Origin of the sequence: Pseudomonas sp. TWR2-1-1 (assembly GCF_049897045.1) — a bacterium.
Lineage (GTDB): Bacteria > Pseudomonadota > Gammaproteobacteria > Pseudomonadales > Pseudomonadaceae > Aquipseudomonas > Aquipseudomonas versuta.
The window spans coordinates 914050-930341 of sequence record NZ_JAFCVM010000001.1 but is presented as its reverse complement, the minus strand read 5'-3'; the positions used below and the strand labels follow the sequence as shown (position 1 = coordinate 930341).

Sequence of the window (16292 nt, the reverse complement as noted above, 5' to 3'; positions counted from 1 at the left end):
ATCAACCTCCTGCTATCGCGGTAAAAACATCGATACAATCCGACTCAGCGATTTTCTCGACATGCGTATTAGGATCTACCCGCTGACCGTTCAATGAAATTAAATATCCATTCTTAACCCGCCCCGCCTTATCAAAAACTATGTCTTTTAAAGCGGGATAGGTTTCTACCAGTTTCAATAATGCATCATGAACGGTATTCAGCCCTGCCGTCGCCAGCGAAAGCTCTTTTTTATAATTTACAAAACGCGCAAGATTTCCAGATAATTTAACTTTCATTGTTCAAACTTCCTTGTATTGATCCCGTTGTTGAATCATGTCCAGTTCATGAACCATTCGTAAACCCAGATCTACTTTAAGTTTCTCTTGCGGGTCGGCACCAGCGATCAACGCCGTAAAGTCCCTGTGCGCGCGACCTATACCAATGCTTTCGGTGTACCCCCACCCTCCCGTCAATTTCAACGACATCGTCGCAATAAAGTTAATCTCTTCGACCGCATGGTATTTAGCAGTAGATGATATGACGTCCCAATAGGGATCGCTTTCTCCACGAGCCTGACGTTCCAAAGAATGAAAAACTACCGTGCGGGCAGTTTCCAGCGCTATATACATTTCACCAATATTTGCCTGTACATGTTGCATGTCTACAAGAGGAACACCGTACCGTACTGTCTTTTTCAAATAACCGATGGTTTCCTCAATGACAGCCCGCGCCCGACCTAGAAAAAGCGTAGTCTGCAAAGAACGACGACAATTAAGAAAATAACGCTGTGCAAAACTTAAACCGTCCGTAGCGACTAACAACCGTTCTTTACCAAGCACGACATCACTCATACTCAACGTCGCCATACCGAATGAGCGTACACCGTGCATAATACGTGGAGCAACCTCTACACCTGGATCATCAGACTTCACCAGAAAAACTTGCATATCACTGGTTTCACTCCTGACAAACACTATAAACAAATCAGCTGTTTCTCCTCCGGTCACTAAATGCTTAACACCATTCAATATATAACTTTCGCCGCCCTGCTCAGGACGCGCATTACTTTTAAAGGAAAAAGCATCGGCATTTTCTGTATAAGCAAATGCCCCCCCTAACGCACCCTGAACCAAGGGATCCACAAATTGATCAACAATACCTTGTCGATCTACTGCAATCAAAAAAGTAATAACGGACATGCGCACAGAAATCAAAAATGGAAATGATGTATCCTGCGACAGGTAACCCAACTCCTCTAACACCTTCCCCCATTGGTAGTAGCCAGCATCCCGCCCACCAAAGCGCCCCGGAAGGTTATATTTATAGAGCCCTAGACGTGCAAATTTCTCTATCACTTCATTGGGAATAACAATTGAATTTTGATCCCGCTCTTTCACATGCGCATTAAGTTCGTCTTCAATCAGCGAGCCAAAAATACTCTGAACATCGCCTGCTCCTTGCCAATCAATATTCATACTTAATCCTTCAAGTATTAAAAGTAGCCGACATCATCCGGACGACGGCGTCGTAGTGCCATGCTCATATAATGTATTTCTATGGATTCAAGAGAGACCGATCTTTCACATAGACGCCCCCCACCTATTACTCAGTAAGTTGGATGTTAAGGAAAGTTAAAAATCTGCCACAGCTACTACGCAATAAAGTGTAACAGGGTGAATTCTGGCTGCACCTGAGAAAAATCATAAAAGAGAAAAAATCTCACTTACATACTAGCCCTCGAGCAGGTCAAAAGCTCCAGGCGCTCACGCCGGAAATGTTGTACCAACACTCCATATTCACTGCGGACAAGCGTTCCACCGTCCTAAGACTGGTAATGCTCTGCCAGATAGTCGACAAAAGCCCTGACCTTGGGCGCCTGATATCGGGATTGGGGATATATCGCGTAGTAGTGGCGCTCGCCCAGGCTGTAGTTGGGAAGAATAGAGACCAGCCGCCCTGTGGCTAGATCGTTGCGCACAGTGGCAAGGGTGAAGCAGGCGATGCCTGCCTCAGCCAGTGTCGCAGCATGCAAGGCAATGATGGTGTTGGTCTTGAACCGGCCCGATGGTGTGACCTTGACCGAAGCTCCCCGACTGGTACTCAATTCCCAGTCCGAGGATGCACCGACAAACGTCAGCAAACGATGTTTACTCAGATCCTCAGCCGTACGCGGCAGCCCGTGGCTGCGAATGTAGCCGGGGGCCGCAACCAGCATCAGCTTTGAGATGGTCAGCGTGCGGGCAACCAGCGTGGTATCGCTTAACGGGCCGGCGATACGGATTGCCACATCCACTCCCTCGGCGACCAGGTCAATGAATTGATCGTCACAACACAGTTCAAGCTCGATATCGGGATAACGCTTCTGAAAACCTGGCAGCCATTGCGGCAAATCAAGGGTGCCGACCACCAAGGGTACGCTGACCCGCAGCAAGCCCTCAGCACGTTGATGCCCTTGTGCAATGGCCTGCGAAGCCGCTTCTACACGCTCAAGAATATCGACACAGGCTGCGTAGTATTGCTCGCCCGGCCCGGTAAGACTGAAGCGGCGGGTGTTGCGGTTGATCAACTGAACACCCAGTTCAACTTCAAGCTGCTGCAGTTGCCGCGAAATCGTCGAATGGGTGGTATCCAGACGCTCTGCGGCGGCAGAGAACCCCCTGGTTTCGACGATGCAACGAAAGGCGCGCATGGCAGACAACTGATTCATGAAACGGGCGGTCCGAAGTCAGGTGAAACATCTGGTTGATCAGTCGACCGTCAAGCCGAGGACCTGTGAGCTGGTGAGAACAGAACCGAAGGTGTCTTCAATTTCAGCCAGGGACGAATTTTGCAGTTCATTACCAGACACCGACTGGCCATTGGCGCGGGTGATGGCACGGGTTGCCGTGGCATCGGATGCTACCACGACGTTATAACCCAGCGGCACCGCGTCACGGGCAGCGCCGGCGACGCAGGCATGGGTCATCAAGCCGGCAATAATCAGAGTGTCGATCTTGGCTTTCTTCAACTGTGCGTCCAGGTCAGTGCTGGCAAATACGCTGACCGACGTCTTCTGTACAACTTTGTCCTGCGCCCGCGGCTTCATCAACGGGTGAAAATCGACCGTCTTGCCATCCACGGCAAACACCGCCGCGCCTGCCGGCGAAACATGCTGTACGTGAATAACCTGGATGTTTGCCTTGTCCGCGAAGTCGATCAGACGCCGGGTGTTGTTCAGTGCGGTCATCCCCTCCGGGATCGGCATGCGACCGGTGAAATATTCATTCTGGAAATCAATCACCAGCAGCGCGGTAGATTTGGCAACCAGATGATCTGCAGGCCCGACACCGGACATTGCACGGATGGTCGGATGGGCATTGGCTGGTGCATCGGCGGCGGTCGCGAACTGGCTACCCACCATCATCAAGCCTACGCCGGCCAACGTGGACTTGAGCACAGCAGGCAAAGTCATTTTAAAGGGCACGAATTTGGACAGAGTGGCGAGTGTTGTCATTAGAAGGCTTCCTGATTGTGAAGTGGGCTTGGGAGGCCAACTTTAGGAGCCTTGCACAAGGGGAACAACGCACTGAGGAACACAATATTTGTTTGGAAAATGCACAGATCACAGCGAAATCCCCGCGCTTGGGGGATACGTAATCCAGGCTTCAAGTCCGGGCATCCGCTATTTTCCAGACGCCAGAAACCACAAACCCCCGACTTTCTCTAGGAAAATCAGGGGTTTGTGTTTACTTAATGTGGCGGTGAAGGAGTCCGCCAAATCAACATCCGTCTACAGCCACGAAAATTCTATAACCCTTTATTTTTAAGGGCTCTAAAGCCTATCATCGTCTCAAGACATCCACCAACGTTCGTCACCTTCCTAGCCTTTGTGGGGGAACAAATGGGGGGACAGAATCGATAAAGGAATACTCACTTGGGAAAGCTGACCGCTAAGCAAGTTGAAAATCTAACGACCGCGGGTACCTACGAAGATGGAGACGGCCTTCGCCTACTCGTCAAACCCAACGGGAAGAAATATTGGGTGCTGCGCTTCCAGCTTGCGGGAAAGCGCAGGGAGATGGGTTTAGGTACCTATCCAGCAACTGGCCTTAAGGAAGCCCGACAAAACAGCAGCGATAAACGCCGTCTACTGCGAGAGGGTATTGACCCCTTACAGGCTCGTGACGATGAACGAGCGGCACAGGTCGCTGCTGAGCAACAACGCAAAAACAAATCCATCACATTCCAGGACGTATCATTCGATTACATAGAGGCTCATCGTGCGGGCTGGAAAAACGTCAAACACGCTCAGCAGTGGACGAACACACTGGTTACTTACGCCGCTCCCATCATCGGCGACCTAGCTACAAATCAAATCACCACGGAGCACATTCTCGAAATCTTGAAGCCCATATGGGGCAGCAAAGCCGAAACAGCTAGCCGGGTGCGCAACAGAATTGAACTGGTCCTTGATGCGGCCAAAGCGCGCGGGCTGCGAGACGGTGAAAACCCGGCACGCTGGCGCGGTCACCTGGACAAACTGTTACCACCGAGTTCCAAGGCGAAGCGCACCCAAAACCACCCAGCATTGCCCTACTCGGCTTTGTCTCGTTTCATGCAGGCACTTAATAGTGTTGAAGGACTCTCTGCCAGCGCCCTCAAAATGACCATTCTCACGGCCTGCCGAACCAGCGAGGTTCTCGACGCCGACTGGAGTGAAGTAGACTTGAAAGCCAAGCTATGGTCGATTCCAGCAGCGCGCATGAAAGCGGGCAAAGGCCATACCGTGCCACTCTCCGATCCCCTTATTGCGCTGCTGGAAGGGCTCCCACGCATCAAAGGCAGCTCACTACTATTCCCAGGCACACGCAAAGGTCGACCGATTAGCAATATGGCCATGCTGATGACCCTGCGTCGCATGGACCAAAAGGATCTTGAAGATGGGGGTAAAGGCTGGCGCGATAGCAACGATAGAGTCATTACAGCTCACGGCTTTCGCAGCACATTCAGAGATTGGGCGGCTGAATGTACTCACCATGCGCGCGAAGTCTGCGAGATGGCTTTGGCTCACGTTGTCGCCAACGGCGCAGAAGCCGCCTACTGGCGCAGTGACTTGTTGGAAAAACGCCGTTCGCTGATGAATGAGTGGGCCAACTTTGTAACCCTCAACGTAAATGGGTCAGCCATTCCTTAGGAACAGGGCGCTGAAGCGTTCTGATGTCGAGGGATGCCTGGTAGGCATGGATGCGCTCAATGGCACCATTCAGAACGATCACGGCGCGGATTCCGAATTGGTCAAAGTGGTACTCGCCCACATCTACAAAGACAAGGTTCGTAGCGCATACAACCGGGCAGACCACATCGGACGCAGGCGACCAATTATGGCTTGGTGGAATGAGCACAGTCATGAAGCGGCTACCGGAAACCTGTCCGTGTCCGTGTCCGCAATCAAAAAACAGGACATGAAAGTCGTTTCGATACGCTGATTAACGCGCAACTAACTCAAAGCAGCCGGTCGTAACAAGCAAAAAGCAACCAGAAACAGCTGCTCGGCAACTTCGCCGCATAGCAGTCATATCACTGGTTTGCCTATTTTAATTGCAAGGCCCGCTTCCATTCGGGCGCCTGCCATTCCCACACATGAATTTCCTCGAACGTCTTAGGTAGCAACATACGACCAATTTCGATGCTCGCCGATAACGGTGTCGCGGGGTAGACGTGCACCACACGAGCACCCGCTCCTGTCAGCCGCTGAAGGAAGCCATCGAATTCACGGCGGAAGTTCAGCAGGTGCATTTCCTTGCGGATGATGCCGCGGTTAGGCAATTCGGCTCGGAACTCGATGACCTCACGGCCGACAGGAAATGCGACCTTACCCGAAATGCTGACAACCACCGATACCTCGCGCGGCAGCACTTTTGGCACGTCGTAGATGTAGCTGGGGTCTGTGCACGTCTCGCGCTTGTCCCATAGCCAGCCCTCGTTGGGTAAGTCCATGACGTTGGCACGGGTTTTGTCGCCAATCAGCGCGCCAAGCTTCATCAGCATCGGTATCGGCGCAAAGCCGGCAATGGTTAAGTGCGCGCTGCCGTTACGGTCGACGAGTTCGGGCTGAATGCGTCGGTCGTAATGGTCGGTCAGCGCCTTCTCCGCACGAAGCCAGAAGTCCGGGTCGTTGTCCTGGAAGTCGAAATCGCTGCGGTTGATGTGGATATGGCTACCCTGAGGAAACAGCTTATAGTCGCTGTTCTCCAGCATCGCAAAATGGATCTGCTCTACGTCGATGTTGGTCACGTGTGGCCCAATGGGGAACGTCATCAGCAGCGGCAAACTCTCCACCACGCCCGTGGCAGAGTAGATGCGCTGGATACGGGCCTCATGCTCGCGCTTCATGGCTTGGAGCTGCGGTGTGGTGAACTTGTTGTTCCTGCCATGCCGGTCGATACGAGCGTGGCAGTCATAGCAAGCCAGCATCAGATTGTTGACGTCCTTGGCTAAGCGCTCCGACTCGCCCTTCACACCCCGTGCGCCTCCAGGACTGTCCGCAATGATGTGCGCGTGCTCACCGGTGAAGGCGCGTTCCTTGGTCAAAAAGTCGCGCCCCACTAGCTTGCAGCAGCCGCGGAATTCGCAGCGCCCGGCAGCCGCCACCCAAAGGTCGCGCCGCACATCGACGGGAATGCGAGCGCGATCCTGCGTTCGAGTTTCTTTCGTCTGAGCGGTAGCTTCTAACGTCGCTTTAGTAGGGGCCATGGTTTTCTTCCTTGTCAATCTTCTTCTCCAGCTTCAATTCTCGAAACGTGCCTCGGCGGCTCAGTGTCCAAATGCGGATGCTACGCGTGCCAATGATGGGAAAAAACAGGCGATCGCCTTCAAACGTGTCCCCGGACACGGCCTGCTCCCAGTCTCGGCGGTCAATACTGCTGGGCGTCGGATCGAGCTCTGGGTGCGTGTGCCACAACCCGAGGTAGGCCGATGTGTGCCCCTGCTCTAGCCAACGCTGGCGCGCGATGTACTCGTGTGTGGACGATCGAAAGAAACTTAACCTACTGCGGCGGTCGCTGCTCTGGGGCGTAGACACCTCGTCGACGACCACATCGTGTGAGTCCAGTAAGTGGCGACCTAGCAGGATTCCTCCGGCCTCGCAGTGCCACCAGCGTCGCTGCGTGAACGCTTGCATCTGCCGTAAAGCGTTCTCGACGATGATGAGTCGCTGGCTCGGCGTGACACGATAAACCAGCCTCATGCCGACTCCTCAGGCGCACGGCAGTGGCGGCACGCGCGACCGAACACCTGCCGCGTCGCGTCTTCGGGAAGCGTTGCTCGTGCGGCCTGGAACCAAGGCGTCGTGCGTAGACCATGTTGGGCAGCTGCACGGCCCTCTCCTACCCAGAACCGATAGGAAGGATCTCGGTCTTGATTACCAGCGGTCACCGCAGTCATCGCCGAAAGGATGTGCTCAGTCGCCAGCAATCCCGTGCGCCTGGCCTGGATGGGGCCGAATGGAACGAAAGCCCCGGCACAGCCCGTGAGATTGCGTGTGACGGGCTGATTAGGTTCCAGAAAGGACGTGCGCGACGCCAGGGATGGCAGCCCCTCATCGTCACGATAGGCACAGTCTAAGCAGCCTTCACCTTTAGTCCACATCAGCACCGAGTGCCCCCCCAAGTCCAAGGCCTCTAGCCAAGTAAAGACGATAGGCAGGTCAAAACGCTTGTCCTTGAGCACCCGCGAAAATGATCGCTCGATTGACGGCACACCGAACGCGAGAACAATGCCGTCATATTTGCTGATATCAGCAGTTTTGAGCCAGTTTTGGGCTGTAGTGCAGACCGGAGTGATGTTTAGGCCTGGGTAACGCCGCTCCAGCGCCAGCTGTAGGCCAGTTGGCTTGCCAATATCGATGTACAGAGGCTGCAGAAGGTGCCGAAAGACGTTGTCCTCCGAATATTCGTCGTGGTCCACCACTGTGATCTTGCCCACTCCCGCCGCTGCCAGAGTATCGACTACGACACAGCCGATGGCACCAGCTCCCAGCACGACCACGTGCTTCCCGAGCAAGTCCAGAGACGCGCCTCCTCGCTCGCGCATATAGCTAGGAGTATGGCGGCGCATGGTCAGCGGTGTGACCGGTGACTTCCCGTCAACGATCCCGCGGTGAGCACCGAAGGCAATACCAACCAGCGAGCGGCCGCCGGCTTGTCGAGGCACCGACACCAGTAGGGCCAGCCGTTTGGGTCCGTTATTAGACGGACCGAACAACTCGCCCCATAACTGCAGTTGGTCAGGCGACAGCCTCTGGTGAACATCCTCGATGAACGATGTCGTCAGCAGATCCGGCCGCGCGGGTGGCAATGCCAGCGAGTCGACGTGTACATATAAGGCCCGTTGCCCCGCGAGCTTGTTGTTATGCACCTCCCAGGGCAACTCAGCGTCGCGCTCCACGAAGTACCACTTCGGTTTGCCAAGTTTCGAATTCACGAACCCCTTGACCATGCGCGAGTTGCCGTCGACCTCGAAGTAGGCGCGGGAGCGCAGTGAGCCCGGCAGGTGCAGCCAGTACCCCTCGAGCTCGTTGAAGAACTCCATGTGGCCAGTGTTTGCATCCGCTGCTGAGTTTTCGAGCAGGTCACATGCTTTGAGGACTGTGTGCGCGACAATGTCAGCGCGACGGCTAGGGTCGATCGACAGTCCCTGGCCGTCGTCAATGCACACCACGCCGGTGTAGCTAACATGTGCGAGCGGCTCCTTCGGGGGTAGAGTCCAAACCTTCGGCAGGCGCAACAGCTCCTCGTCGCAGTCGACGTACACAGGCCAAGTGCGCGTTGCACCTGTGAGCTCGACCCCCAGGCAATTCGGTGCAGGGTCGTCTAGGCGCACAACCTCGATGCCACGCAAGCCGCAAACAGTCATGACAGCCTCGAACGCGGCATCGACCTTCGAGGGGGCGGCCGCCTCGATGGCGGACTCCGTCATGCAGAGTTCCCGGTGCTAATTACTGCGAGGGAGACTGCCCTAGCTGTCTCGGACTTCTCCGGCACCTTGAAGTCGTCGCCGAACTGCTTCTTCAAGTGCTTGCAGGCGTCTTCAGGCAGGTCCTCGTCATACGCCTTCTGCAGGGCATCGCGCAGCGCCTCGAGCTTCTCCTTGAAGTTCGTCATCTGCGTGGCGGTTCGCATTGCCATCAGGTCGGAATACGGCTCCACCGGCAAGGCGACCTTCAGACGTAGGTGCAGGCCATCGTCCTGACTGAGTCCGTAGGTGAATTGGCCCAGCATCGCATTGACCCAATCAAGCATCGCCAACAAGTCCACCGGCTTCCCGGACGTGCCGAAGTTTGGCTTGAACCAGTGAAGTGCAGCCACGGTGAGTGCAATGCTCAGCGGTGCGCCGGCGCCCTGAAACTGAACCTGCCGCCAGCGTTTAAGGTAGCGGATGCAGCGGCGGTACTGGGCCAGCTTGTCGGAGTCCTCGAACGCACCGCAGACACGCTTGGTCAGCTCCTTCGGATCGGCGACCTCCCAAATGCGGTGCTCCTCGGCCGAATTCTCCTTGCCCTTGGCCAGGTAGAGCTTGCCGTCATCGCCCTTGGTGTAGATGGCCAAGTCGACGTGATACGCAATCTCGCCACCGCTCATGTAGTTGACGGTCACGCAGGGCCGACGGATGAGCACGGTGCGGAAGTTCGAGTTCACCGCATCACGCACCTTCTTCTTCAGTGTCACCGGGTCACGGTACTTATCCTTTGTGCAGTCGAAGATGAGGCCAATGTCAATGTCGAAGTTGCCATCCAGCGGTACTACACCTGTGTGCATGGAGTAGCTGCCCTGATTGAAGTTGACGAACGACGGCACGTCGGCGTCGAGTTTCTCCCTCAGCGCCTTAACGATGGTATCGCGCTTCTCGCGGAGGGTCGCCTTTTCATCGTCCTCGTCGAAACAGATGGCGCTGTGAAAATTTTCGAACTGTTTTTGCACTGACGGCATGCGCCCTCCTGGATCCATGGTTTGTGACCGCCTTGAAAACTGGCTTCTGCGGCTTACCTGTATGTGAAGACTTATCCCGGTATTTCAAGGGCTACTAATTGAGCATCTGCTTACAGCTGCAGAGTTCTCCGTTGGCTTTGCCCTATATAGGGTCAATTGCAGCCGAATTTGGCGCGGGATAAACCGCTCGCAACACAACCATTCGATTCGATTCGATTCGATTCGAAAAAATCTCAACCACACATAACTGCAATGACATCACCACCAAAGAGGTTCGCCCCATGTCATTGCAGTGCCCCCGCTGTAACTCACCCAAAATCGCCTCTTTCCACCAAGCCATGAAAATTGCAGCTGCCATCGGCACGGTCGGCGGTGCAGCACGTGGCGTCAGTGCTGCATTGGCAGGCGGCCAGTTCGGAGCCACTGTTGGCGCTCTCGCTGGCCCACTCGGAATAACTCTCGGAACTGTTTCTGGCGCCATTCTCGGTGGCCTTGTAGGTGGCGCTGGTGGCTGTGCACTGGGCGCTCAACTCGGCGACAAACTTGACCGCCATGTCCTCGCCCACAATCTCTGCCTGATCTGTGGGCATCGGTTCAATCTGCCTGCTTAAACCGTCCTCCCCTTCTCTCTTTTAGTACGTCCGGACAGTGCCGCGCGATGCGTGGCATTTATGCCGGCTTGCACCCTAAGGAATCGTAATCATGGCTCATCAAATCGAACAAATGGCTTACGTTGGCGCGACACCGTGGCATGGCCTCGGCAGTCAACTGACTCAAAAACAACCTATTGAAATCTGGCAGCGTGAGGCAGGTATGGACTGGAAGATCCAGGAAAGCCCCGTTCACTTCAAAGCCGACGCTATCGGCCATCTGGGTAGCATTCACTCGTTCCCGGAGCAAAAGGTGCTTTACCGCTCTGACACCAAAGCGCCGCTGTCAGTGGTTTCCAACCGCTATCAAATTGTCCAACCGCGTGAGGTGATGGAGTTCTATCGAGATCTGACCGAGGTGTCCGGCTATGAGCTGGAAACGGCTGGCGTGCTCAAGGGCGGTCGTAAGTTCTGGGCGTTAGCGCGAACCGGTCAGAACACGGCGTTGAAGGGCAATGATCAGGTCAACGGTTATTTGTTGCTAGCAACCTCTTGCGACGGCACGCTCGCCACCACCGCCACGCCGACCACCGTTCGCGTGGTCTGCAACAATACCTTGACCATTGCACTGGATGGCGCCACTCGCGCCATCAAGGTGCCGCACAGCACCCGCTTCGACCCTCAGGTCGTCAAAAAGCAATTGGGTGTGGCCGTCTCGCAATGGGACGAGTTTATGTATCGCATGCGGGTGCTGGCCGAGCGCAAAGTCCAGTGGCATGAGGCCATGGGGTTCTTCATGAACGTGTTGTGTGACGTAACTCCCAATAGCAAATTACCTGAAGTCCTTCCCAACGAACGCGCCCTACGCAAGGTACAAAGCCTGTACGAGGGACGCGGCCGTGGTGCAACGCTTGAGTCGGCGCAAGGCACTGCCTGGGGTCTCCTCAACGCCGTGACCGAGTACGTCGACCACGAGCGCAGAGCGCGTAGTAACGAGTACCGCATGGACTCCGCCTGGTTCGGTCAAGGGGCGCAGATCAAGCAACGTGCGCTGGACACCGCACTGCAACTTGTAGCCTAACCAGTTACTTCCTCCCCCCATAACGCCCGATCCTCCTGGTTGCTGATCGGGCGTTTCTATTTCTGCAAGGTAAACGCTATGAACGCTACTCCATTGCGCAACACTAGCAAGGCTCGTCCAGCGCTGCGCCTGATCAGCACCAAGGAACTGCCTCGTGAAGATTGGCTGGCGGTACGCAAGCAAGGTATCGGCAGCTCGGATGCCGGTGCTGCGGTAGGCCTAAATCCCTACAAATCGCAGTTGGAGCTGTGGCTGGAGAAAACCGGTCGCGACACCACACTGCCAAAAGCCGACCCACATGATGAAGAAAGCCCAATGTACTGGGGCAACGTTCTGGAACCAGTCGTGGCCTGGCATTACAGCAAACGGACGAAAACAAGGTGCGGCGCATCAACGCTGTATTGCAACACCCTGATCCTGAGCTGCCCTGGATGCTGGCCAACATCGACCGCGAGGTGATCGGTGCTGACGATGTGCAGATCCTCGAATGCAAGACCGCCGGCATAAATGGGGCACGCCTCTGGAAGGAAGGCGTGCCCGAGTACGTGCAACTGCAGGTGATGCACCAACTCGCTGTCACCGGCAAACAGGCTGCGGATGTGGCGGTACTGCTCGGTGGTCAGACGCTGGAGATCCACCGCATGGAGCGTGACGAGCAGATGATTGCTCGCCTGATCGAGTTGGAGCGCAAGTTCTGGTACTACGTCGAGACCGACACGCCACCACCTGCCGATGGCTCAGTCTCGGCTGAAATGGCGCTGCGCGCACTCTACCCGGAGGACAACGGCCAGACCGTCGACTTCAGCGGCCATGCAGGATTGGCGGCAGCCTACTTAGAGCTCAAGGCCGTGCGCCAATCCATCGGCGAGAAAGAAACGCGCGAGGCCCAACTTAAACAGTTGCTGCAGCAAGCCATCGGCGAGGCCACACGAGCGGAGTTCTCCAGCGGATATATCAGCTGGAAGAAATCCAAGGGTTGCACCGTGCTCGATGTCGAACGCCTACTGAAAGAGAAGTCTTACCTGCAGGTTCGCTACGCTAAAACCAAGGAAGGTAGTCGCCGCTTCCTGATCAACTGACTCAGCTATTCCTAACCTCCCTCCCCTTGGCCAGTACCCGCAGTTCGCGCTGCGTGGCTGGCTTTTTTCATTTCCAGGAGAACCATCATGTTGAAAGGCTTAGCCCTGACCCCCCCAGTGCTTGGACGCATCTCCATCGGCAAAATCGTCGAGAGAAATGGTAAGCGCCTGCCGGAGAAAGATGATCAGTTCACCATTACATCCCAGGTGCAAAGTAGGGATGGCTGGCTACTACACCCACTCAATGACGAACTGCGCCAGAGCAAGGAAGACAAGCTGCGCAGTATTCCTGTGCGCCTTTTGTTCAACGAGCCTGAGCTGAATTTCCGCGCCGACTACACCCTGTTCGACCGGCAGTCTGGCAGGCCGTTGTGCGTGGGCAATGGCGAGACCTGCAAGCGTGCCACTCAAGACGGCATGCAGTCACTGCCCTGCCCCTCGCCGGATGCGTGTCCATTGGCCAAAGGGGGGGCCTGCAAGCCTTATGGTCGGCTGAACGTACTCATCGGTGATGACGATCCGCTGGGCAGCTTCGTGTTCCGTACTACCGGCTTCAATAGCATCCGCACTCTGGCCGCTCGGCTGCATTACTTCCAAGCCATCTCGGGCAACCGCCTGGCCTGCCTGCCGCTGGAACTGCGTTTGCGCGGCAAGTCCACCCGGCAAAGCCACGGTACGCCGATCTTCTACGTCGATATCACCGTGCGCAGCGGCATGAGCGTGGAGGAAACGTTGCTCGGCGCTCGGCAGCTCGATGAAGCCCGGCAATCTGCGGGCTTCGATCAGGCCTCATTGGACTGCGCAGCGAAGCACGGGCTCGGCAACGGGGCGTTCGAGGACAGCGAGGAAGACGGTGGCGCCGTGATCGAGAAGTTTTATTCGAGCACGGATGCCGCCACCGGCGCTGCCGAGAGTGACGAACCGCAACCAGCACCCAACTCACTCGCGGGCAAGCTGGAAGCGCTCGCCTCGCACGCCATCTGATACCACTCCTGCCTGGACTGAATGCATCGGCCAGGCAGCCTCTTTCGGAGAGCCGTCATGACCCTGCTTCGATTTCTATTCTGCCTATTAATTTTCATCGGGGCGCTGGCTGCAGCAGGCGTACTGGTGCTGAGCATTCTGCTAATGCTGCGTTTCCCGCCGCTGCTGGTCGCCGTAGTCCTTGCGTGCTGGATTCTGAACCGCCTGTGCAAGCTGCTGCGCGCATCCGGCCAAGACAATCCCACGAGAAATCCCGCATCGCAGGGGTGACCTCAGCAACCTTTATGAGCGGGGCATAGCGGCCCTGAATGCGATGCAACTCGTGGATGGCCTTGGTGACGATGATCACCCCGGTGGCACCAACCGGATGACCGAGGGAGATGCCCGAGCCATTCGGATTGACCTTGGCCGGGTCGAAGTCGAGCGCGCGGGCCACGGCGCAGGCCTGGGCGGCAAAGGCTTCGTTGGACTCGATCACATCCAGGTCGGAGACCTTCAGGCCGGAGCGTTGCAGGGCCAGGCGGGTTGCCGGGATCGGCCCCAAGCCCATCAACACCGGATCGACACCGGCATGCGCGTAGCTGACCAGACGGGCCAGAGGGCGCAGGTTATCGGCCTGCACCGCCTCCCCCGTGGCCAGGACTACCGCCGCCGCGCCGTCGTTGAGCCCCGAGGCGTTGCCGGCTGTGACCATGCCGTCCTGCTTGAATGCGGTCTTCATGCTCGCCAGTTGCTCGATCGAGGTATCGCCACGCACATACTCATCGACCTCGAACAGTTGCGTGCCTTTACGCGCTTTGATTTCAACCGGCACGATCTGGCCGGCGAAACGTCCTTCGGTAATCGCACGCGCCGCACGCTGCTGACTGACCAGCGCCAGGGTGTCCTGCTCTGCGCGGTTGATGCCATGCAGTTCGGCAATATTCTCGGCGGTAATGCCCATATGAATCCGTTGGAACGGGTCGTGGAGGGTACCGAGCATGTAGTCCACGGCCTGCATATCACCCATGCGGCCACCCCAGCGCGCGCCGGGCAGCAGATAAGGGCCGCGGCTCATGGATTCGGCACCGCCACCGATAGCGATGTCGCAGTCACCCAGCAGCAGGCTCTGCGCCGCCGAGATGATCGCCTGCAGACCGGAGCCGCAGAGGCGGTTGACGTTGAATGCGGGGGCTTCCTGGGGGATACCGGCATTCATCGCGGCCACCCGGGAAATGTAGGCATCTCGCGTCTCAGTGGGAATGACATTGCCCATCACCACATGACCGATACGCTCGGCGTCACAACCACTGCGCTGCAGGGCGGCCCTGACCGCAGTCGTGGCCAGTTCGCACGGCGGGGTATCCTTGAGCGTACCGCCGAAGGAACCGATTGCAGTTCTGACAGCGCTGACGATATAGACTTCGGGATTAGGCATAGGAGACTCCGGTGGCATTGAGATCCAACTGATGCGTAGACGGCGTACGCTATGGCGGCGTACAGGTCAGGCGTGGGGTAGTCTAGGGAGACGATGAACACTGGCCTATGCCGAAATTTACTGATTTGACTGATACTTTTTGCAACCCCCAGGCTACTGCCCCCCAGCGAGCGAGCGTTATGCAAGAGAAGGATTCAGTGGCCGTGTATTTTGTCCGTGCAGCGCTTTACGGGCTGCACGGGCAACCCGAGCGGATTGCGGTGGTACTGGCCGCGGCGGGTATTCCCGAACAGCAACTGAGCGACAAATCGGTACGCATTGCCGCCTCGGCCTTTGCCAGACTCTGGCTGGCCGTCGCCCGGGAGCTCGACGACGAGTTCCTCGGTTTCGACTCGCACGGGATGCCGACCGGCAGCTTCGCCCTGATCTGTCGGGGCCTGATCCAGGCCGACAACCTCGGCCAGGCGCTGCGCCAGTGCCTGAGCGGCCTCGGCCTGTTCTTGCGGGATATCCACAGCAGTCTGTCGGTACGAGGCGACCGTGCCGTGATCCGCCTGCACAACCGCCAGCCAGACCCGCAGGCGCGCAGCGTCGCCGAGGAAACCTACCTAACCGTGGTGCTTGGCCTGCTGTGCTGGCTGGCGGGCCGGCGCATCCCCATCGACAGCTCGCAATTCACCCACCCGCGACCGGAGCATGGGGACGACCACCTGTTCTGGGGACCCAACCTGACCTTCGAGGCCACCCATAGCGAAATCGAGTTCGCCGCCAGTTATCTGGAGCTGCCGCTGGTACAGAACCTGGCGACGCTGAAGACCTTCCTGCGCACCTCGCCGCAATGGCTGATCGTGCGTTTCAGCAATCGCCAGGGACTGAGCGCCGAAGTCTACAAACAGCTGCGCAATTGTCGCTACGAACATTGGCCGACCCTGGCCGACATGGCCGAGGAGCGCGCCCTGAGCATCGCCAGCTTCCGCCGCCAGCTGCAGCGAGAAGGTTTCTCCTTCCAGGAACTCAAAGACGAGGTACGCCGCGCCATCGCCTTTGAGTGCCTGCGCAACACCGAGCTGAGCATCACCGCGATCACCGAGAAGGCCGGCTTCTGCGAGGCCAGTGCGCTTCACCGGGCGTTCAAGCAGTGGACCGGAGAGAGCCCCGGCCATTACCGGAAGAAGTGGCACAGCAGCGAATAATC

13 protein-coding genes and 3 pseudogenes are annotated in these 16292 nt (G+C 56.9%); 7 read left to right on the top strand and 9 right to left on the bottom strand.

Annotated features, from left to right (window positions below; translation table 11 throughout):
• Position 1: 1 nt before the first annotated feature.
• From ACP7BO_RS04475 to ACP7BO_RS04460, 4 genes are all read right to left on the bottom strand, one after another.
• Positions 2–277, bottom strand: a complete 276-nt coding sequence (locus tag ACP7BO_RS04475) for a MoaD/ThiS family protein (RefSeq protein ID WP_397456052.1) — start codon at positions 275–277, stop codon at positions 2–4.
• 3 nt (positions 278–280) lie between these two features.
• Complete coding sequence (locus tag ACP7BO_RS04470) at positions 281–1456, bottom strand: acyl-CoA dehydrogenase family protein (RefSeq protein ID WP_397456051.1); 1176 nt, start codon at positions 1454–1456, stop codon at positions 281–283.
• A 347-nt stretch (positions 1457–1803) separates the two neighbouring features.
• Entirely contained in the window at positions 1804–2688 is an 885-nt protein-coding gene (locus ACP7BO_RS04465) for a LysR family transcriptional regulator (protein ID WP_426208792.1), read from the bottom strand.
• A 39-nt stretch (positions 2689–2727) separates the two neighbouring features.
• Positions 2728–3474 (bottom strand): cysteine hydrolase family protein, encoded by a 747-nt coding sequence (locus ACP7BO_RS04460; RefSeq protein ID WP_397456049.1) that lies wholly within the window; start codon positions 3472–3474, stop codon positions 2728–2730.
• Positions 3475–3894: 420 nt separating this feature from the next.
• On the opposite strand from ACP7BO_RS04460, the gene ACP7BO_RS04455 reads away from it, so the two are divergent.
• Positions 3895–5154 (top strand): tyrosine-type recombinase/integrase, encoded by a 1260-nt coding sequence (locus ACP7BO_RS04455; RefSeq protein ID WP_193078038.1) that lies wholly within the window; start codon positions 3895–3897, stop codon positions 5152–5154.
• 1 nt (position 5155) lies between these two features.
• Positions 5156–5446 (top strand): annotated as a pseudogene (locus tag ACP7BO_RS04450) (integrase); the annotation flags it as partial.
• Positions 5447–5549: 103 nt separating this feature from the next.
• Here ACP7BO_RS04450 and ACP7BO_RS04445 read toward each other — a convergent pair.
• From ACP7BO_RS04445 to ACP7BO_RS04430, 4 genes are read right to left on the bottom strand one after another with little or no spacing between them, the layout of a single operon-like run.
• The gene (locus ACP7BO_RS04445; protein ID WP_426208790.1) at positions 5550–6713 is read right to left on the bottom strand and encodes an SAVED domain-containing protein; all 1164 of its coding nucleotides are present in this window, start codon (positions 6711–6713) and stop codon (positions 5550–5552) included.
• Positions 6700–7206: a Mov34/MPN/PAD-1 family protein gene (locus ACP7BO_RS04440; RefSeq protein ID WP_426208788.1), complete on the bottom strand. Its 507-nt coding sequence runs from the start codon at positions 7204–7206 to the stop codon at positions 6700–6702. The genes ACP7BO_RS04445 and ACP7BO_RS04440 overlap by 14 nt, the downstream gene beginning before the upstream one ends.
• Positions 7203–8936, bottom strand: a complete 1734-nt coding sequence (locus ACP7BO_RS04435) for a ThiF family adenylyltransferase (RefSeq protein ID WP_426208786.1) — start codon at positions 8934–8936, stop codon at positions 7203–7205. The genes ACP7BO_RS04440 and ACP7BO_RS04435 overlap by 4 nt, the downstream gene beginning before the upstream one ends.
• Positions 8933–9946 carry a nucleotidyltransferase domain-containing protein gene (locus tag ACP7BO_RS04430; RefSeq protein WP_426208784.1) on the bottom strand — a complete coding sequence of 338 codons (1014 nt, stop codon included), beginning with the start codon at positions 9944–9946 and terminating at the stop codon, positions 8933–8935. The genes ACP7BO_RS04435 and ACP7BO_RS04430 overlap by 4 nt, the downstream gene beginning before the upstream one ends.
• A 281-nt stretch (positions 9947–10227) precedes the next feature.
• Between ACP7BO_RS04430 and ACP7BO_RS04425 the strand changes: the two genes are divergently transcribed.
• The 4 genes and pseudogenes from ACP7BO_RS04425 to ACP7BO_RS04410 all read left to right on the top strand — a co-directional run bounded on the left by ACP7BO_RS04425 (position 10228) and on the right by ACP7BO_RS04410 (position 13680).
• Positions 10228–10557 (top strand): hypothetical protein, encoded by a 330-nt coding sequence (locus ACP7BO_RS04425; protein ID WP_426208782.1) that lies wholly within the window; start codon positions 10228–10230, stop codon positions 10555–10557.
• Between the two features lie 91 nt (positions 10558–10648).
• The gene (locus tag ACP7BO_RS04420) at positions 10649–11617 is read left to right on the top strand and encodes a DUF932 domain-containing protein (protein WP_426208780.1); all 969 of its coding nucleotides are present in this window, start codon (positions 10649–10651) and stop codon (positions 11615–11617) included.
• Between the two features lie 78 nt (positions 11618–11695).
• Positions 11696–12696: pseudogene (locus ACP7BO_RS04415) on the top strand (YqaJ viral recombinase family protein).
• Positions 12697–12783: 87 nt separating this feature from the next.
• Positions 12784–13680: a hydrolase or metal-binding protein gene (locus ACP7BO_RS04410; RefSeq protein WP_426208778.1), complete on the top strand. Its 897-nt coding sequence runs from the start codon at positions 12784–12786 to the stop codon at positions 13678–13680.
• A gap of 292 nt (positions 13681–13972) precedes the next feature.
• Here ACP7BO_RS04410 and bktB read toward each other — a convergent pair.
• A pseudogene (bktB, locus tag ACP7BO_RS04405) lies at positions 13973–15097 on the bottom strand (beta-ketothiolase BktB); the annotation flags it as partial.
• Between the two features lie 179 nt (positions 15098–15276).
• Here bktB and ACP7BO_RS04400 point away from each other — a divergent pair.
• On the top strand, positions 15277–16290 hold the full coding sequence (locus ACP7BO_RS04400; protein ID WP_426208776.1) for an AraC family transcriptional regulator: 1014 nt from the start codon (positions 15277–15279) through the stop codon (positions 16288–16290).
• Positions 16291–16292 lie beyond the last annotated feature (2 nt).